Annotated in this window: 17 protein-coding genes; 12 read left to right on the top strand and 5 right to left on the bottom strand. The window is 43.7% G+C overall.

Translation table 11 applies throughout. The features are described 5' to 3' along the window. Positions 1–47 precede the first annotated feature (47 nt). Entirely contained in the window at positions 48–1,307 is a 1,260-nt protein-coding gene (locus ACKI39_RS02930; protein ID WP_407397492.1) for a hypothetical protein, read from the bottom strand. A gap of 160 nt (positions 1,308–1,467) precedes the next feature. Here ACKI39_RS02930 and ACKI39_RS02925 point away from each other — a divergent pair, with 160 nt between their 5' ends. From ACKI39_RS02925 to ACKI39_RS02910, 4 genes are read left to right on the top strand one after another with little or no spacing between them, the layout of a single operon-like run. Continuing rightward, complete coding sequence (locus ACKI39_RS02925; RefSeq protein WP_407397490.1) at positions 1,468–3,930, top strand: chemotaxis protein CheW; 2,463 nt, start codon at positions 1,468–1,470, stop codon at positions 3,928–3,930. A 20-nt stretch (positions 3,931–3,950) separates the two neighbouring features. Next, positions 3,951–5,363, top strand: coding sequence for a CheR family methyltransferase (locus tag ACKI39_RS02920; protein ID WP_407397677.1), 1,413 nt, complete (start codon positions 3,951–3,953; stop codon positions 5,361–5,363). A gap of 47 nt (positions 5,364–5,410) precedes the next feature. Continuing rightward, complete coding sequence (locus tag ACKI39_RS02915) at positions 5,411–5,896, top strand: chemotaxis protein CheX (protein ID WP_407397488.1); 486 nt, start codon at positions 5,411–5,413, stop codon at positions 5,894–5,896. 11 nt (positions 5,897–5,907) lie between these two features. Further along, the gene (locus ACKI39_RS02910) at positions 5,908–6,342 is read left to right on the top strand and encodes a response regulator (RefSeq protein WP_407397486.1); all 435 of its coding nucleotides are present in this window, start codon (positions 5,908–5,910) and stop codon (positions 6,340–6,342) included. A 115-nt stretch (positions 6,343–6,457) separates the two neighbouring features. Here ACKI39_RS02910 and ACKI39_RS02905 read toward each other — a convergent pair whose 3' ends face one another. Further along, positions 6,458–6,892 (bottom strand): MarR family winged helix-turn-helix transcriptional regulator, encoded by a 435-nt coding sequence (locus tag ACKI39_RS02905; RefSeq protein WP_407397484.1) that lies wholly within the window; start codon positions 6,890–6,892, stop codon positions 6,458–6,460. Between the two features lie 65 nt (positions 6,893–6,957). Between ACKI39_RS02905 and ACKI39_RS02900 the strand changes: the two genes are divergently transcribed. Both ACKI39_RS02900 and ACKI39_RS02895 read left to right on the top strand, forming a co-directional pair. Continuing rightward, entirely contained in the window at positions 6,958–7,785 is an 828-nt protein-coding gene (locus ACKI39_RS02900; protein WP_407397482.1) for a hypothetical protein, read from the top strand. Between the two features lie 88 nt (positions 7,786–7,873). Then, complete coding sequence (locus ACKI39_RS02895) at positions 7,874–8,518, top strand: PTS sugar transporter subunit IIA (protein WP_407397480.1); 645 nt, start codon at positions 7,874–7,876, stop codon at positions 8,516–8,518. A 67-nt stretch (positions 8,519–8,585) separates the two neighbouring features. Here the strand turns inward: ACKI39_RS02895 and ACKI39_RS02890 are convergent, their stop codons facing one another. Next, positions 8,586–9,737, bottom strand: a complete 1,152-nt coding sequence (locus ACKI39_RS02890) for a hypothetical protein (RefSeq protein ID WP_407397478.1) — start codon at positions 9,735–9,737, stop codon at positions 8,586–8,588. 31 nt (positions 9,738–9,768) lie between these two features. On the opposite strand from ACKI39_RS02890, the gene ACKI39_RS02885 reads away from it, so the two are divergent. Then, positions 9,769–10,482 (top strand): RluA family pseudouridine synthase, encoded by a 714-nt coding sequence (locus ACKI39_RS02885; protein WP_407397476.1) that lies wholly within the window; start codon positions 9,769–9,771, stop codon positions 10,480–10,482. Here the strand turns inward: ACKI39_RS02885 and ACKI39_RS02880 are convergent. After that, the gene (locus ACKI39_RS02880; RefSeq protein WP_407397474.1) at positions 10,477–11,454 is read right to left on the bottom strand and encodes a Gfo/Idh/MocA family protein; all 978 of its coding nucleotides are present in this window, start codon (positions 11,452–11,454) and stop codon (positions 10,477–10,479) included. The two genes, ACKI39_RS02885 and ACKI39_RS02880, sit on opposite strands and share 6 nt — an antisense overlap. A 108-nt stretch (positions 11,455–11,562) precedes the next feature. Between ACKI39_RS02880 and ACKI39_RS02875 the strand changes: the two genes are divergently transcribed. From ACKI39_RS02875 to ruvC, 4 genes are all read left to right on the top strand, one after another. Continuing rightward, on the top strand, positions 11,563–12,072 hold the full coding sequence (locus ACKI39_RS02875; RefSeq protein ID WP_407397472.1) for a TIGR03546 family protein: 510 nt from the start codon (positions 11,563–11,565) through the stop codon (positions 12,070–12,072). Position 12,073: 1 nt separating this feature from the next. Next, entirely contained in the window at positions 12,074–14,323 is a 2,250-nt protein-coding gene (locus ACKI39_RS02870; protein ID WP_407397470.1) for a TIGR03545 family protein, read from the top strand. Positions 14,324–14,472: 149 nt separating this feature from the next. Continuing rightward, positions 14,473–15,264, top strand: a complete 792-nt coding sequence (locus tag ACKI39_RS02865) for a YebC/PmpR family DNA-binding transcriptional regulator (RefSeq protein ID WP_407397468.1) — start codon at positions 14,473–14,475, stop codon at positions 15,262–15,264. A 47-nt stretch (positions 15,265–15,311) separates the two neighbouring features. Then, entirely contained in the window at positions 15,312–15,818 is a 507-nt protein-coding gene (gene ruvC, locus ACKI39_RS02860) for a crossover junction endodeoxyribonuclease RuvC (protein ID WP_407397466.1), read from the top strand. Here the strand turns inward: ruvC and ACKI39_RS02855 are convergent. Next, positions 15,803–16,528, bottom strand: a complete 726-nt coding sequence (locus tag ACKI39_RS02855; RefSeq protein WP_407397464.1) for a DUF8091 domain-containing protein — start codon at positions 16,526–16,528, stop codon at positions 15,803–15,805. The two genes, ruvC and ACKI39_RS02855, sit on opposite strands and share 16 nt — an antisense overlap. Before the next feature lie 441 nt (positions 16,529–16,969). Between ACKI39_RS02855 and mraZ the strand changes: the two genes are divergently transcribed. Next, on the top strand, positions 16,970–17,416 hold the full coding sequence (gene mraZ, locus ACKI39_RS02850; protein ID WP_318691075.1) for a division/cell wall cluster transcriptional repressor MraZ: 447 nt from the start codon (positions 16,970–16,972) through the stop codon (positions 17,414–17,416). The last annotated feature ends 28 nt before the right edge of the window (positions 17,417–17,444 follow it).

Genomic DNA, 17,444 nt, shown 5'->3' with positions numbered 1-17,444 from the left:
ATGCCATAAGCTTATGGAACATCCCCTTTTTTTATATGCCTTAGATTTTAGAAGCTTGTCTTAAATCCTACAGAAGCTGTGAAAGCATTTCTCGGAGTTTCATTGAATTCACTTGTGTCAAGGGAGAATGAAGCCGTAACGACGCCACCAAAAACTTCCATGTTTGCATGAGGCGTAAGTATGAATGCCTTCTTTGCCGATTTGATCGTCTCGACAGGTTCATCCTTGAGCTCGCTGTTGTTTATGTCTGTCATTGCGACAGTAGCGTGGATTCCAGCTGTTATCTTTGTCGATCCTACATAGAGATTTTCATTCACCAGGTTAAAGTTGCAGCCAAGGATGTTCTCTGCCAATGGGTGTGATGCCAGAAGTGTCCTTAAGTAGATCATGTCCCTTGCTGTCTGTGCTGGAAAGTTGAAGATTGAAGGATTGAAGTAGAAGTCGGAAACAGGTAGTCTTGGCTCAACGAGCAGGTAGAGATCCTTCATGTTGAATGAATTGTCGCTTGTTTCACATTTCTTGAGTATGATCTTGTCGATTCCAAGCTGCGTGTAGAGCATTAATGATTTCTTGCGTCCAAAAAGAGCGTTGATGCCTGCGTGCATCTGGATTTCCTTGATGGAAATAAGGTCGTCTGAACCTTCATCCTTTGATTCCACTGGGAATGAGAATCCTGCAAGGGTATCTACTGTAAGGTATTCAAAGATTCCTGCGTAGCGAAGGTCAAAGTTGACGGCGCTGTTGTTTTTTTCGGGGCCCTGGTTTGCCTTGTTTTTATAGAAGGAAATGGCAAATGCGTTGTCTCCTTCAATATGGGCTGTATAGGAGGCTCCAAGGGAATAGATGGGGTGGATGGAGGTGCCTTCAATTCCGTGATAACTTTCTGTTAAGTTTGAGCTTATCTTTGCGATGCCGAACTGTCTCTGGAGAAAGAGGTCAGATCCAAAAGGCTCATAGTTTCCCTTGAAAAGGGTCAGGTAGTGTGATGCTGAACTTGAGGTTGTCTTGTATGTTGCGGAAAGTTCCTCGACTCTGAAGATAGCGTTGTGGTCATCCATCTGTTCTTCAAAAACGCTGTCGCTCAGAGTGTAGAATTCTCCTCGTAGAAAAAGCTTTCCAGAAAAATCAAACTGTCCTGCAAAATATGATTCTGCATGTGCCTTGGGATCGAATTTTTCTGCTTCCCTGTCGTTTCCTATGGTCGTAAGGAATCCTGTTGTTCCGCTGAAGAATGGCTTTTCAAATTCAAATGAGAAGGCTGCCGCTGCCATCAAAGAAAGGGCTGCTGCACAAAGTGTTCGTTTCAAATTATCCTCCAAAGGCAGAAAGAATCCACCTCTAATGAAATTTTCGGATAAAAAAGGGAAAATTTGAGCGATTTATATAGAAGAATGAATGATTAAAAAAAACTTAAAAAAGTATAAGTCAAACTTGAATTATGAAAATTTTCAGATTACAATATAAAGTATGAGTGATTATCTTGACGCTAATAATGAAGAACTTCTCAAGGATTTTTTTGCCGAAGCTGAACAGCAGGTAGAAACTCTGGAAAGCAATATTCTGGTAATTGAGAATGATCCTTCTAACCATGATGCAATTGATGAAATTTTCCGTGCGGCTCATACTTTAAAAGGCGGCTCTGCTACTGTTGAAATGACAGAGCTTGCAAGCTTTTGTCATGACGTAGAAGATTTGCTCGATGCATTGAGAGGAAATTTAGTTGAAGTTACTGAACCTATCGTTGACACTCTGCTTACTTCAATCGATACGATCAAGTCCATGCTTGAGGCTAGAAGCAACGGTTCCATCTATGATGGAGATATTGCACCTCTCGTGGAAAAAATCAATTCCTATATTCCTGCAAAGGAAAAGAAAGACAAGAAGAAGAGTGGTGTGACACTTCCTGCGGGAATGGTAGGCGCAAAGCCTGCTCCAGCTCCAGAGCCTGTGGCACCTGCCGCTCCTGCTGCCGTTGATAATGGCATGCCACCGTTGCCTGCTCTTTCTGAGGATGAATATGCAGAACTCAAGGAAGCAGTCGGTGACGGTCAGAAGCTCTGGACGGTAAACGTTACTTTTGATGAATCCAATCCGATGAACAGTGTCGGTGGCATCCAGGTGTTTGCTGCACTCAAGAACTGTGGTACCGTCCTTAAGACTGTTCCAGATTTTGAAGCACTTTATGAGGATGAATTCCACCCTCAGGTTGTATATTATGTTTCGGCTTCGTGTGAAGGCGGTGATCTTGAAGATGCTGCTTTCCTTGACGATGTAACCACAGCGGTAGATGCCCAGCCTGCCAACGGTCCGTCCGCCAGTGCTTCGGCTACAGCTTCAGCTCCTGCTGTTGCTCCAGCCCTTGCCGCAGCTCCTGCTCCTGCTCCGACACCTGCTCCCGCAGCACCTGTTGCTGAAGCTCCTGCTCAGGATTCCGCTCCAGCCGCAGAACCAGAGGCCCAGGCTTCAGAGGCGCCAAAGACAGAATCAAAGAAGCCTGCCGCTGCTACGGGACATGCAACTCAGACAGGTTCGATCCTTCGTGTTGACTCTAAGCGCGTAGACAACCTTATGAACCTTGTTTCTGAAACGGTCATCACAAAGGCAGCCTTCAACCAGAATGGTCTTCATATGGCGGACCTTCAGGTTAAGCTTCAGGCACTCAACAATACATTTAAGGAAAAACAGCATCGCCTTATGGAAGCAATTCCAAAGTACCTTGAACAGCTTCAGGATGGAACTTCGATGAAGGAAATCCGCCAGAAGTATGCAGAAGACTTTGGCTCGATCGTCAACTGGTTCGATGCTTTTGAAAACGACTTTAAGATTTCATCTACAAAATATCGCTCTACGACACAGAACTTGGGACGTATCTCAAGTGAACTTCAGGAAGGCGTAATGAAGATCCGAATGGTTCCTATCGGAACCATCTTCAACCGTTTCCCTCGTGTTGTTCGCGACCTTAGCCGTGATCTTGGACGCAAGGTAAACCTTGTCATAGAAGGTGAAGAGACAGAACTTGATAAGACTGTCGTTGATGATCTTCTTGATCCGATCATGCACTGTGTACGCAATTCCGTTGACCATGGTATTGAAACACCGGAAGAACGCGCAGCTGCAGGCAAGGATGAAACAGGTACACTTATCCTTAAGGCTTCAAACGAAGGCAACATGATCGTTATCGACATCATTGATGATGGTCAGGGAATTGAAGTTGAAAAGGTTCGCAACAAGGCAATCCAGAAGGGACTCATCAGTCCAAACAAGGTTCTTTCTAACCAGGATGCATATAACCTTATCTTCCTTCCAGGCTTCTCTACAAGCGACAAGATCAGCAATGTCTCTGGACGTGGTGTTGGTCTCGATGTAGTAAAGACGATGGTTGAAAAGCTTAAGGGTACGATCAGTGTTACAAGTGAGAAGGGTAAGGGATCGAAGTTCTCTATCAGACTTCCACTTACATTGGCGATTATTCAGGGTCTTTTGGTTCGTGTCGGAAAGGAAGTTTACTCTATCCCTATCGCAAACGTTATCGAAAGCCAGCGCGTAAAGAAAGAGAACATCAATACAATCGATAACTATGAGGTTCTCAATGTTCGAAATGAAGTCATCTCGATCCTCCGTCTTGGTAGACTTTTCAATATCAGAAAGACGGACGAAGACGAGTATTGCTTTATCGTTATCGTAGGTTCAGCAGAAAAGAAAATCGGTGTCATGGTAGACGCTCTTATAGGTGAAGAAGATGTGGTTATCAAACCGCTTGAATCCCAGTTCACTTCTTCTCCTGGAATTGCAGGTGCTACAGTTCTTGGTGACGGTTCCGTTTCTCTTATTGTTGATGTTAACCAGCTTCTTGAGCTTGGCGTAAAGCAGGAACTTGATGCTCAGCAGATCCGTGAAGCAGAAGCAATGAAGTCTTCTGCAAGAGGCTAAGGAGAGATATTATGGCAACAATTCAGGAAAGACTTAGCGTTCTTGCAAATACAATCGACAGAGCTGATGATTTAACAAATGAACAGCTCAACGAAGAAAAGAAAAAGATCTCTGTTGTAGATTATAAGATGGTTACTTTTTCACTCGCTGGAAAAGACTATGCCATCGATATCATGAAGGTAAAGGAAATAGCAAAGGCAGGACATTTTACATATGTTCCAAACGCACTTCCTTTTGTTCTCGGTGTTTACAATCTTCGTGGTGACATCATCCCGATCATTGACCTGAGACTTTTCTTCAACAGTTCAGTACCTGAGCATGATGAAAATTTTCTTGAGAACATGCTCATCGTTACTGTCGGTGAACAGACCTTCGGTGTCGTCGTTGATGCCATCGATAAGGTTGTAGGGATCCAGAAAAGCTCGATTCAGCCACCACATCCGTTGTTTGGAGACATAAACATCAAGTATATCTATGGTGTCGTAGAGGCAGAAAACAGCCTTTATGTTCTTCTTGACATCGACAGAATCTTTGGCGTACGTACTCCTGAAGAGGAACGTGAGCTTGCGGAGACTGCAAAGGCACAGATGAAGATGAGGGAAGAGGCTGTTGCGGAACAGAGGGCTGCTCAGCAGGCTGCATTGGAGGCTTCTGCAAAGGAAGATGCTGCCAAGGCTGAAGAGCTCAAGGAAAAGAGGGCAGAAGATGACCTTAGGTTCATTGGAAATTCTCTTGCTACCTTCAAGAAATTCAGCGTTAATTCCCTTACAGAAGCATGGATAAAGGATCGCTATGAAGAATGGGTAAAGGAGAAGGGTGAAGGAAATACTCAGCTTCAGAATGAAAGCGATGCAGAGAAATTCCTTGCTCCGTTCTATTCTAAGTTTACAGGCACATGGTGGTCTGAAGAATATGCAGATGAAGTCTTGAAGGCTCTTCCTGAGAATTCCGCAAAGAACATCGTTGTTTGGAACCCAGGCTGCGGCAAGGGATATGAGACATATTCTCTCGCATGTATTCTCAAGAAGCGTTATCCAGGTGCAAAAATCAGAGTCTATGGTCATGATACAGACCTCCTCAGCGTCTCAAACGCACCTCTGATGAATCTAACAGATGAAGCAAGTACAAGCTGGTATCAGCCATATACAACAAGAACTGCCAGCGGAGACTATACATTCTCAAAGGAAATAAAGGATGAGATTATGTTTGAGTACCACGACTGCGTGAACACAAACAACCTTCCACCTATTGATATTGTATTCTCGCGTGATTTGCTTTCTTTCCTTCCAGAATCTTCACAAAATACAGTTTTAACTGAATTTAATGAGAAATTGAAGGGAAATGGTATTATAATTGTAGGTGAAAACGAAGATATCTCGGTTACAGGTCTTAAGAAGGCTGAAGGCAAAGTAACGGTATATTCAAAGGAATAGTTTTTCCTATTAGTTTTGCTAAAAGAAATTTTTCCAGGGGGAATTAAATGAGAGTAGAGTACATTAATCCGTTTGTTGAAACTTCCTATAGAGTTCTAAAGGAAGTTCTTGAAGGTGCCGAAGTAAAAAGAGGAGACCTTTATCTTAAGTCGACAGCTATGCCTGTTATGGGTGTCGCTGCTCTTGTCGGTCTTGCAGGTGACGTTGAAGGACGTGTTCTTTTTGACATGTCGTTTGAAACAGCACTTAACATTGCTTCAAAGATGAACTATGAAACAATGACAAAATTTGATGATATGGCTAAGGCTACAATCAGTGAGCTTGCTAATATCATCACAGGTCAGGCTGTAACAAAGCTTCATGAGCTTGGATTTAAGTTTGACCTTACACCACCAGCACTTTTTGCAGGTGAAAACATGGAAATTGCTGCTTTGGGTGGAACTTCTGAAAGCGTAGAAGCTCTCATCGTTCCTCTTGAAACAGAGTGTGGCAAGATTGAAGTTAACGTTGCAATCAGAGAACGCGCAAATTAAAGGAGCATAGAATGAAAACAAAAGAAGATTTTCCATCAGTCAACGCACGTCCTCCAGAGGGAGAAAGAGTAGACGGAACAAAGTACCGCGTACTCGTTGTTGATGATTCGATGTTCGTTGCTAAGCAGCTTACACAGATCCTCACAAGCGATGGCTATGAAATCGTTGCTACTGCTGCAGATGGAAAAGACGGAGTAGACAAGTACAAGGAACTCTGTCCAAATGTAGACCTTGTAACAATGGATATTACTATGCCTCGCATGGATGGTATCACAGCTCTCGAGCAGATCATTGCATTTGACAAGAATGCCCGTGTAGTTATGGTAAGTGCTCTTGGTAAGGAAGAACTTGTTAAGAAGTCTCTCCTTGCTGGTGCAAAGAATTATATCGTTAAGCCTTTGGACCGCAAGAAGGTTCTTGAACGCATCAGCGCTTCATTGAAATAGTCCGATTCCATTGGATTGCATTAAACGGTTCTGAAACATGTTTTTCAGGACCGTATTTGTGTTTTAAATAGCCTTTAAGGCTTCCTAATCTTTAATTCCAATAACTTCTTCCCTGTCAGCTTTGTTCCTCGAGATTGCGGTTCATTTTTTTTAACAGGGATAGAAGCTGTGTCTTTTCTTCCTCAGAAAAATCTTTGTAGCAGGCTTCCAGCAATTGCCTTGAGATTCCGCCTGTGATTGAATTGTATTTTCTTCCCTCGTCGGTAAGCGATATATATTTTTTTCTGCTGTCATTCATGCAGTTTTCCGTCTTGACCAGACCTTTTTCAAGAAGCTTTTTTATGAGGACCGTAGTAGTGGACTTGTTCCTGTTGATTTTAGCGGATATGTCGCCCATGGTCATTCTGTCGTTTTCGGAAAGGATGAAAAGGATGAATCCGTGGGATGAAACAAAGCTGTCTGACTTGGAAAGCTTTTTGTTCAAGAAATCAGCTGAAGCGGAGTGAATGTGGGAGATAAGCGAAACAACTGAATCAACATCATAATCCATAGCTTTTATTCTATCCTTAAGAATGAAAAATTGCAATTTTCAGGGTTTCTCATTATTATGTCATCATGTTTGGATTTTTTTTCAAGAAGAATTTATGCGATGTCTGGGACAATCTTTTTTACGTTGTCATAACCAATTTCTTTTCACTCATTGTTCTTTTTGGTGCAGTCATGGCATATAGATATGAACTGCTCTTGGAAATGAATGAGGTTTGGAGAAAGCCTCTCTTCCTTGGAACATTCATAGTCGTTTCCATTCTTGTCTGCACTGTTGCTTTTGCAGGTGGGGAAAATGCATACAGCGTGGCAAAGTTCAATGCCCCTCGATATGGAGATTTTTTTGGAAAGCTGCTTCGTTCCTTGAAGGACGGTGCCATGATCGGTCTTTTCATCGGTGTCGTTGCTGCTGTTGCTGTTGTAAGCATTCCATTTTACTTCAGCATGTGGAAGCCTGCTGATGGATCTACGGGAAGTATTGTCTGGCTGGGATTCATCATCCTTATCTTCTGGTTTCTTTTTGCTACTTTTTTTGCGCTGCAGTGGTATATGCCTGTCCGCATCATCATGAAGAACGGATTTTTCAAATGCCTTAAGAAAAGCTATCTGCTTCTTCTGGACAACATGGGATTCAGCTTTGCCCTTGCTTTCCTGAACCTTCTCAACGCACTTCTTACCGTTGTGACCTTTGGGTTGTATCCTGGAATGACTGGAGTCATGATAACCAACATGAACGCCCTCAGGATGAGGATGTATAAGTATGATTGGCTTGAGGTCAACCCAGATCTTTCCCTGGAGGATCGTAAGGATGTGCCTTGGGATGATCTTCTTGCCAAGGACAGGAAAATTCTTGGCACAAGACCATTGAAGAGCTTCATTTTCCCTTGGAAGGAATAGATATATTGCAATTGCAATTCTTGACAAAAAACCGTAAAGAATGCAAAATACAGTATCCAATGTAAAATCGTACTTTAGGGGTTTAAAAATGGAAGACGATATCCTTACTATTGAAGAGGTAGCTAGTTATCTCCGTGTCAGTGAACGTACAGTATACGACTGGGCACAGAAGGGCGAAATTCCTAGTGGTAAAATCGGTACAGTATGGAGATTCAAGAAGTCTGAGATTGAAAAGTGGGTCAATGAACGACTTTCTTCTTCAACTAAGTCTTCTTCAGATATAGTTGTTCAGATAAAGAACATTCTTTCGCCTGAACGCATCGTGTTCATGAATCATCAGACAAAGCATGACAGCCTTGTTCAGCTTGCCCAGAATCTCGCAACAGCTCCTCAGGTCAAGGATGCTAAGGAGCTTGAAGTAGAAATTCTTAAGCGTGAAGAGCTTATGTCTACATCCATCGGTCGTGGACTTGCGATTCCTCATGTACGCCTTTCGTCCGTTACAGATCTTGTCATGTCTGTTGGTATTTCAAAGTGCGATATCATTGACTTCCAGCCAATCGATGAGACACCTGTTCGTGTAATGTTCATGATCGGAGCTGCCTTCAACCAGCACAGCTACTATCTTAAGACCTTGTCCCACTTGAGTACAAAGCTCCGTGAACCAGATCTTTACAAGAAGCTTCTTGATGCCCAGTCGCCAATGGAAGCATATAATCTTCTCATTCAGTAAGACTGAATCATGTATGGAAAAGGCTAGACATTGGTGAAATGGCTTCACCTGCGTCTAGCCTTTGTTTTTATGGTAAAGATACTGGAATCCACTTGGTTGAATCTGCCTGGGTTCCGTCGATTTTTCCCCAGGTTATGTCTTTTGCTGTGGTCTCGCCTGTAAGGTAAAGCTTTCCGTTCACGCTGAATCCGAATCCAGGATGGTCTGAAACAAGTCCTGCTATTGCATGGCCATATTCTGCGCTGACAAAAATGATGCTGTCGGCATTCATTCCCTGCAAAAGAACTGCCAGCAGCATGGATCGGCTGTCGCAGTCTGATCCGCCACCAAGAAGAATTGAAGGAAGGGATGCAAAGTCGCTGGATGTTTTTTCCCTTTCATATTTGAAGCCTTGTGTCCATGTAAGGAGTTTCTGTGCAAGTTCCGTCGTGTCCTTGCATTCAGGTGCAAGTCTTGTCGTTATGTCAAAACCTGCCTGCAAAAGTCTTTCGCTTGAGTCACGGAAAATCAGCCTGTAGTATCTCTGCCATGCTTCCTTCCACAGGTTGCTTTTCTGATACATGAGAAGAACCCTGTATTCCCTCTCAATGAGGAATTCTGAGGCTTCCTTGTCTGATTTATCGAGCTTTGTCACTATCTTTTTCCCTGCGATGTTCAAGGTCACATCTTCCGTTCCTTGCTTTGGGTATGTATAGGAGGTGAGGAGTCCTGCGCTGAAATAGCTTTCAATGTCCACATATATGGAATCCAACAGGCTTGTCATGTATGGATTTGCAGCCTGCGCATCCTTTTCTGCTGCCCATGTAAGAACAAGGAAGATGCTCTTGTTTTCTGGAATCAAGACGGCGGCTCCGTAGCCTTCCGATTTTACGCCCATTAGGCTTCCGCTGAACAAGGCGATGGCGGTCTCGTTGTTCCTCCAGTTAAAGGTGTCAATGTCTGCTTTCAGACCGAGCTTTGAAACGCTGCTTTCCATTGCTTCCTTTGTTCCCGAATATTTCCCTGCATTGTACATCTGGATGATTGCATGGACAGGGGCGACTGTGCTTTGAAGTTGAAATGAAGTGTCGTTGTTTGAATTCTCCAGTTTGAATCCTTCTGGCAGATCTATGCATACCTTGTCGCTGAAACCCTTGAAGTTTGTCCTTGCCGCAAATGTGGCTGAGAAGGAGCATAGTACTGCAACCAAGGCTAATGCTTTCCTTGATAATCTTGTCATTTTGTAAATCCTCTTCTATGATGTTCGGCATATGAAAGATGTTTCTATAATCTTTGAAAATGACGACATCCTCCTTATAAACAAAGAAAGCGGCGTTTCGGTACAGGGTGGGGTTGGAATCGCCCATCCATTGGATGAAGAACTTCCTAAGCAGCTGGGTTATAAAATCCACCTTGTCCATCGATTGGACAAGGAGACGGCTGGAATTCTCATAGTTGCAAAGAATCCTGCCGCCGCCGCAAAATGGACAAGGCTTATTCAGACTGATCAGGTGCAGAAAGTCTACACCGCTGTTTGCTTTGGAAGACCTCAGTTGAACGGAAAAGCTTCATTGGAGGGCAGACTCGCAGGAACCGTTGAAGCCCATGGCCGCACTCAGGATGCAGAACTGTTTTTTAAAGTAACGGATTCGTGGAAAGAAAAAGTAGTTTCAGTAAACGGGGATACGGGAGAAACATCGGAAAAGGAGATTGAGCTTTGCAAGGTGCTTATAACCTTAGGGACTGGAAGAATGCATCAGATACGCATTCAGATGGCAAAGGCATGTGCGCCTCTGGCTGGAGACGATAAGCACGGGAACTTTAAGCTTAATAAGCTTGCCCGTAAGGTGGGTATAAAGAAGCTTCAGCTTGCCGCTACAAGACTTACGATACCTGTAAACGGCAAGGCGACGACTTTTGAGATTCCTCTGCCTGAGCATTTCAAGAGCAATGCCCAGACAGTTTCCGTGAATCAAGGCCTATAGCTTCTCTCCTGGATAGACTACACCCCATTCTTTTCTAAGGCTGTCCATTAGCTTCATGATGAATATTGTCTCTTCATGAGGCATTGATGGACATTCAATCTTTCCCTGTGCAAGGATATCTCGGCATTCAAGGACTTCGTATTCATAGCCTGTTGCAATCTCTGGAAAGTCAATGTGCTTTAGCTCTACATCGTTTGTATCGTAACAGGTGATTGATGATGGATTGTTGATGTTCTCAACAACTGCGTATCCATTGCTGCCGTGGAAAATGCCCTTTCTGTCAGAACGGTTTGTGAATCCCGATGTAAGGGAGGCTATTTTTCCGCTCTTGAAGAAGACCGTCATGCTGTTGAACTTATCGACTCCAGTGTCCGTAAGGGCAACTGAGGAATCCATCTTTTCGATGTCGTCCCCAAAGAACATCGTTGCGAAGTTGAGGCAGTATACACCAAGGTCAAGTAGTGCACCTCCTGCAAGTTCAGGTCTTGTCATGCGTTCCTTGTTTTCTATGCTGTAGTGGAGGTTTGCGCTCAGATGGTCGACTCTGCCGATGATTCCGCTGTTGATTGTGTCCATTATTATTTTTCTTGAAGGCATGTATCGTGTCCAGATTGCTTCTGTGACAAGGACATTGTTCTGTTCTGCTGCCTTGAGAATTTCTTCTGCTTCTTTTGTGTTCTGGGTGAATGCTTTTTCGCAGAGCACAGCCTTTCTGTTGGCGATGCAGAGCTTCATGTTCTGGTAGTGCTGCGAGTGGGGAGTTGCGATATATACAAGGTCAACGGCTGGATCTTTGAGCATTTCCTCGTAGCTTCCATATGCCTTTTCTATGTTGAATTCCTTTGCGAATTCTTGGGCTTTTTCCAGGGAACGGGATGCAATCGCGTAAATTTTTGCCTTGTCCGATATTGCGGCTACTGTTCTTGCCATAATTCTTGCTATGCTTCCTGCACCTATGATTCCTATGTTCATGTATAGTACCTCCAGATATCTTTCTTAATTATCCAATGAAAATTTGAAAATTGCAAAACATAACGGAAATTTTAATTCTATGGTTTGCAAATGTGTTATAATTCAGGAATGATTAAGCCATTAACAAAATTGATTGGGGCACTCAGTTCAAATACTCGCCCTGGAGCCATTGCCCATGCTGTTTCATGTGGCATTCTTTTAGGTTTTATACCAAAGGATAATCTGCTCTGGTATATTCTTTTTGTGTTCATCCTGTTCATGAATATTCAGCGTGGTGCCTATGCACTTTGCATTCTTCTTGGTGCCGCACTGACAGTATTTCTAGATCCGATTTTTGATTCGGTAGGATACAGCATATTGACTATTGAAAGCATGAGGGGTACCTATGCTTCATTGCTGAATGTTCCATTTGTTGCCTTCACAAAGCTGAACAATACGGTTGTGATGGGATCTTTGGTATGTGGAGTCATTGCCTATGCTCCTTTCTATGTGTTGGGAAGACTTTTTGTATGGGCATGGAGAAAATACCTTGCAGAGAAGGTTAGGAAGCTTAAGATTACAGCGGTCATCAAGAATATTCCTCTTGTTGAGAAAATCGCGGGAATGATTGGAGACTAAAATGGCTAAAGACGAAAAAGAAATCAAAGCAGTTAAAGAAAAGAAGGTAAAGAAGCCTAAGAAAGAGGCAAAGAAATTCCCTGCAAAAAAAATGCCAGGAATGTTCAAGAAATCATATTCAGAGAAAAAGCTTGAATCAAAGATTCTTAAGCGCCTCTATGTTCCTTCGGACAAGAAGGATGTCAAGGCTCTCTTTGAAAAGGGCGCAAACCCAAAGAAACCTGAGCTTATGGCTATGCCTAGGGATAAGGAATTCACCAAGGCCGACCTTAAGCATTTCAAGATGCTTTCAAAGCAGATAAAGAAGCAGAAGTCCATCTTCAGTTTTGTTCCATTTATCGCTGTCGTTGCGGTTTTCGTAGGTATCGGAGTTGTCGTTTCCATCTTCAAGAATCCTGTTACAAAGAAAGTCCTCATCATGGGGTGTCAGAAGGTTGCTGGAGCCAAGACGGAGATCCGTTCCGTCAATCTTGAAATCTTTGGAACTTCACTCACGGTCAATGGTCTTGCCGTCGGTAACAAGGATGAGGAGTACAAGAATCTTTTTGAGGCTGAGAAAATCGAGGTTGCTTTCAGCCTTTCCCAGGCTCTTCGCGGCAGGTTCGACTGTAAGAACATTGAAGTTTCGGGGATGCAGTTCAATACGGACAGAAAGACCAGCTGCAAGCTTCTTACAGAGACTGTCAAAGAAAAGATTGAGGAGAATGAGAATTCCAAGAGCGAATTCATGACTTCCGTCAAGGCAAAGACGGAGGACAAGGTGAACAGCCTTAAGCTTCAGGCACAGTCAATGCTTGGAGGTTCTACACCAGAGGAAATCGTAAAGAATCTGGAATCTCAGCTTAAGACTCCTGCCGCCGCAAAGTCTGCCAAGGAACAGAGCGAGGCTATGATCGCCAAGTGGAAGTCTAAGCCTGACGAAATGAAGAAGCAGGTTGAGGATTTTTCTTCTTCCGTAAAGAAAATTCAGAATATCAATCCATCAAACATAAAGGATGTTGCAGAACTTAAGGCTACCCTTGAGACTATCAACAGCGCCATAGAGAAGAGCAAGGATGTAAAGAATTCTGTTTCGTCCATCGCAGATGAGGTTAAGGCTGACTCAAAGAATGTTGCAGCTCTTGGTGATTCACTTAAGAAGGCAGCAGAAGCAGACAAGAAATTCGTTGAGGATACTGTAGGTACTGCTGTGAATACGGTCAAGAATGCAAAGACCATCATGAACGATGCTCTGGAAGCAGTTGCAATGGATAAGCTTGGAAAATACTATCCATATGCCAAAAAAGGTCTTGCCTACGTCGAGTCTATGAAGTCTTCTTCGACAGACACAAAGAAAGCCAAGCCAAAGGCTAAGAAAGTAAAGAAGGAAGGCAGAAAGCGTCTTCGTGGAACGACTTTCTGGTATGGAACTACAAAGCCTGCTTTCCTCATTGAACGCATCTTTGCAAGTGGACCAAATTTCCAGGCAAAGGTTACCGACATTTCTAACGATATGGATCTTCTTGGCAAGCCTATGAAGGGTGAAGGTTCTTTCTCCCTTGGAAAGACATCACATGATGCAAGTCTTGTCGTTGACACCAGAACGACATCCAATGCAAAACTTATCACTGCAAGCTACAGCGGAAAGGGATTTGGAGCAAACATCGACGGCTCTTCAATTGCATCTGCCAGCGGTGTTCCGTCAATCGAGGGAACGGCTGCCATTACAATGAAGGGAGCCTTTGACTTTGATGGTTTCAGCGCAACTGGTGAGATTGACCTGAATCCAGTCAAGCTTACATCCGACGGTATAGGAAATGAAACTGCCTCAAAGTACTACAACAAGGCTCTTGCTGCCGTTACAAGACTTAAGGCTGGATATCGTGCAGGATATTCCTCTGCGGATGGAATCGACCTTGCTTTGAGCGGAAACTTCGGTGAGCAGTTTGGAAAGGCTCTTTCTTCTGTTGTCTCTGAAATCGGTGACACCGCAAAGAAGGAGGCTCTTGCAAAGCTTAATGAAAAGATAAACGGTTCTTCAAGTGAAGCCCTTGCCAAGGTAAAGGAATTTGCAGGCATTGAAGGCGATATCAATGCTCAGAATGCAAACTTCGCTACCATCCAGAAGGCTCTGGACAGCAAGAAAGCTCAGGTTGAAAAGGAAATCAAGAACCGTGCTGCATCTGCGGCATCCGAGGCATTGGGAAATAGCGTTCCTGATGGAGCAAAGGATGTTATCAATTCGCTTCCGCTTGGAAAGCTTAAAAGATAATTTACGAATTGCGAATTGCTTGCAATTCGCAGGACGAAAGTTAGGAATGCTTTTGATTACTATAAGAGCAAATGCTTTCGTCCTTGACGCTACAATGCAAAGTATGGTATTTTATTCCATAATTTGCATATAATTTATAGGAGTTATACATGTCAGGACACAATAAATGGTCGACAATTAAACATGCCAAGGGTGCTGCTGATGCAAAGCGTGGTGCACTTTTCACAAAATTGATCAAGGAAATTTCTATCGCAGCAAGCATGGGCGGTGGTGATCCAGATTCAAACCCACGTCTCCGTGCAGCTATTGTTAAGGCTCGTGCAGCTTCAATGCCTAAGGACAACATTAAGCGTGCTATCGATAAGGGAACTGGTGCAGGTGCTGGTGCAGCTGTTTATCAGGAACTTGTATACGAAGGATATGCTCAGGGTGGTGTAGCTGTTTTGGTTGAAGTTCTTACAGACAACAACAACCGTGCTGCAGCAAACGTTCGCAATATCTTCTCTAAGAACGGTGGTAACCTCGGTACTTCTGGTTCTGTAAGCCGCATGTTCGACCGCAAGGGTGTTATTGTTCTTGATGGTGAAAAGCTCACAGAAGACGAAGTAATGGAAGTAGTTCTTGATGCTGGTGCAGAAGATGTAGTAGCAGAAGACGGCGTAATCACAGTTACAACTGATCCTAACTCATTCACAGGTGTTGTTGAAGCTATCCAGGCTAAGCACGACGCAGGTCTTTCTCCAAAGGAAGAAGAAACTCCAGAGTCTGAGAAGTGGGCTGCTCTTTCCGCTGCAGTTTCAATGGTTCCACAGATGACAACTGCCGTAGATGCAGATACTGCTGCAAAGGTAAAGAAGATTCTCGACAAGCTCGAAGAAGATGATGATGTTCAGGCTGTATGGTCTACAGTTGAATATCCAGATGACTTCGAAGATGCATAATTAAGCTTTTGAATGGATAATTCATAAAGTGAAAGCCACGCCTTCCTATGGAATCCGTGGCTTTTTCTTTTGTAAAGGTTTTCATGAGGGTGTTAGGTATAGATCCGGGACTTGCCCATGTAGGGTTTGGTATCGTGGATTTTGATGATGGTAGGCTTTCTCTTGTAAGTTACGGTGTCATTGAGACTGCCAGTACGGACAGTCATGAGGTGCGTCTTCTTGCCATCTATAACCGTCTGCAGGCTGTCGTTGATGAATTCCGTCCTGACTGTGCTGAAATGGAAACCTTATATTTTGCTCGAAATACAACCAGTGCCATGGCGGTTTCTGAGGCAAAGGGTGTAATTACCTTGTGTCTTGCCCAGCATGCCATTCCTGTGTTCTTGTATACGCCCAACCAGATAAAGTATGCCGTAACCGGTACAAAAAATGCTGATAAGGAAACAGTAGAACATTGTGTTAAAATTTTACTAAATCTTAAGGAACCTCCGAAACCAGATCATGCGGCGGATGCCCTTGCCGGTGCTATAACCCATTGTCATAGCGGGCTATAGAGGAAGGCGTTTCCTTTTTTTCCGATTCTTTCAAAAAATCCCATCTTTACATAGACCCAGAGCATTACTGAAGTTTCCTGTCTTTTTGCCTTTGGGTACAGTTCAAGCAGTTCCCTGTGAAATTCCGGGGCTGTAAATTCCCTGTCTTTTTTTAGCAATGCCGTCGGGATAAGCTTCTTCCAGGCTGTTTTTCCGTGCAATACAGTTGCTTTTCCAAGTTCATCAAGCCTTTTGTCCGTTTTGTTCCAGGTTTTTTTATGCCTTCTCCTTGAGTTGTCGGCTTTTTCGGTGCTTCCGTAGTCGATTCTTTCCTCGATGATTTTTGCCTCTACAATTTCAAGGGTGAAGTTTCTGTCCAGAAGGTAGGGGTAGAGCTTTGTAAGTTCCCTGAAAACTGATGTAAGGTTCAGTTTCTTTGGGCTTTTCTTTCTCCTTAAGATTTTTCCGTTTTCGTCGGTTGTTTCCACGTATTTTTCCACTGCCAGTGGGTGAACGACCCGTATTTTGCGCTTTTCGGCAAGAAAATATGCGATTTTTGGGGCCAGGGATGCCAATGTTCCCGTCTGGATTTCTATTATTCCGCCGTCAGCTAGAAGGATGTCGGCTATGAAATGACCGCAGGGAGCTTCTTTTTGCGCTCCTTCATGCTTTCCTGCATATATTTCCTTTAGAGTCCTGTGTAAATGGGTTTCGTTGTATGTGTTTATCATCGGTTTCTGAACAGTTTATCTAAAAATGGCTGGCAAGAAAAGTGCAAGCATTCCTTGTGACGAAAGTTAAGGAAGGCATCGGCTTCTAGGGCATCTAACGCTTTCGTCAGGGGTCTGTCCCCGGTGTTCAGGAATCGCCTTTGCGATTCCTGGGGCGAAAGTTAGGGCGGAAACAGGTTTTGTTTGAAGCAAACGCTTTCGCCCAGGGTCTGTCCCCAGTGTTCAAGAATCGCCTGTCGATTCTTGTGACGAAAGTTAAGAAAGGCATCGGCTTCTAGGGCATCTAACGCTTTCGTCAGGGGTCTGTCCCCTTTGTCATTCTATATCTGTCGATTTCCGTAAATTTTTCATTTTCGGTGCATTTTTTCATTGACATTAGCAAATTTTTCGATAAAATAGGGGATAAGTGGGAAATAGTGGGAAAAAGTGGTGAGTAGCGGTATGAATTTGCTCTGTGGAGAGTACAACAATACGCTGGACGACAAAGGTCGCATCCAGTTTCCGGCTAAGCTGCGTTCAGTATTGCAGCAGGATAGCCTTGTTGTAACCCGCGGGCTTGATAACTGCCTCATGCTTTTTACAGTGGACGAGTGGACCTCATTGAATGAAAAAATCATGGGGTCCGCTTCTCTTTTTGATGAGAAAAAACGAATGGTTCTCCGTCGTTTCATTTCTCCGGCTCAGGAAATCACTTTCGATAAGTCGGGCCGTCTTTCTATTCCCCAGAGCTTAAGGGACTTTGCCGGTCTCAAGGGTGAATGCACGATTCTTGGAATCAACAGATACATGGAATTGTGGGACTCTGAACGCTATGGCAAGTATCTTGAGGAAACAGAAGATTCCTTCATTCAGGCTGCGTCTGAATCAATGGGTGATATTCTTCTGTAGTTGCTGATTTTGGCAAAAAATAATGAAG

Origin of the sequence: Treponema sp. (assembly GCF_045641405.1) — a bacterium.
GTDB lineage: Bacteria > Spirochaetota > Spirochaetia > Treponematales > Treponemataceae > Treponema_D.
Note: the sequence above shows the minus strand (reverse complement) of the source record. Positions and strands in the feature narration are given on the sequence as shown.

What these genes read in the sequence shown, in the direction of transcription:
- ACKI39_RS02925 (WP_407397490.1), top strand. Translation starts at nt 1,468, where the DNA reads ATGAGTGATTATCTTGACGCTAATAATGAAGAACTTCTCAAGGATTTT.
- ACKI39_RS02915 (WP_407397488.1), top strand. Translation starts at nt 5,411, where the DNA reads ATGAGAGTAGAGTACATTAATCCGTTTGTTGAAACTTCCTATAGAGTT.
- ACKI39_RS02910 (WP_407397486.1), top strand. Translation starts at nt 5,908, where the DNA reads ATGAAAACAAAAGAAGATTTTCCATCAGTCAACGCACGTCCTCCAGAG.
- ACKI39_RS02905 (WP_407397484.1), bottom strand. Translation starts at nt 6,892, where the DNA reads ATGGATTATGATGTTGATTCAGTTGTTTCGCTTATCTCCCACATTCAC.
- ACKI39_RS02900 (WP_407397482.1), top strand. Translation starts at nt 6,958, where the DNA reads ATGTTTGGATTTTTTTTCAAGAAGAATTTATGCGATGTCTGGGACAAT.
- ACKI39_RS02895 (WP_407397480.1), top strand. Translation starts at nt 7,874, where the DNA reads ATGGAAGACGATATCCTTACTATTGAAGAGGTAGCTAGTTATCTCCGT.
- ACKI39_RS02890 (WP_407397478.1), bottom strand. Translation starts at nt 9,737, where the DNA reads ATGACAAGATTATCAAGGAAAGCATTAGCCTTGGTTGCAGTACTATGC.
- ACKI39_RS02885 (WP_407397476.1), top strand. Translation starts at nt 9,769, where the DNA reads ATGAAAGATGTTTCTATAATCTTTGAAAATGACGACATCCTCCTTATA.
- ACKI39_RS02880 (WP_407397474.1), bottom strand. Translation starts at nt 11,454, where the DNA reads ATGAACATAGGAATCATAGGTGCAGGAAGCATAGCAAGAATTATGGCA.
- ACKI39_RS02875 (WP_407397472.1), top strand. Translation starts at nt 11,563, where the DNA reads ATGATTAAGCCATTAACAAAATTGATTGGGGCACTCAGTTCAAATACT.
- ACKI39_RS02870 (WP_407397470.1), top strand. Translation starts at nt 12,074, where the DNA reads ATGGCTAAAGACGAAAAAGAAATCAAAGCAGTTAAAGAAAAGAAGGTA.
- ACKI39_RS02865 (WP_407397468.1), top strand. Translation starts at nt 14,473, where the DNA reads ATGTCAGGACACAATAAATGGTCGACAATTAAACATGCCAAGGGTGCT.
- ruvC (WP_407397466.1), top strand. Translation starts at nt 15,312, where the DNA reads ATGGAATCCGTGGCTTTTTCTTTTGTAAAGGTTTTCATGAGGGTGTTA.
- ACKI39_RS02855 (WP_407397464.1), bottom strand. Translation starts at nt 16,528, where the DNA reads ATGATAAACACATACAACGAAACCCATTTACACAGGACTCTAAAGGAA.
- mraZ (WP_318691075.1), top strand. Translation starts at nt 16,970, where the DNA reads ATGAATTTGCTCTGTGGAGAGTACAACAATACGCTGGACGACAAAGGT.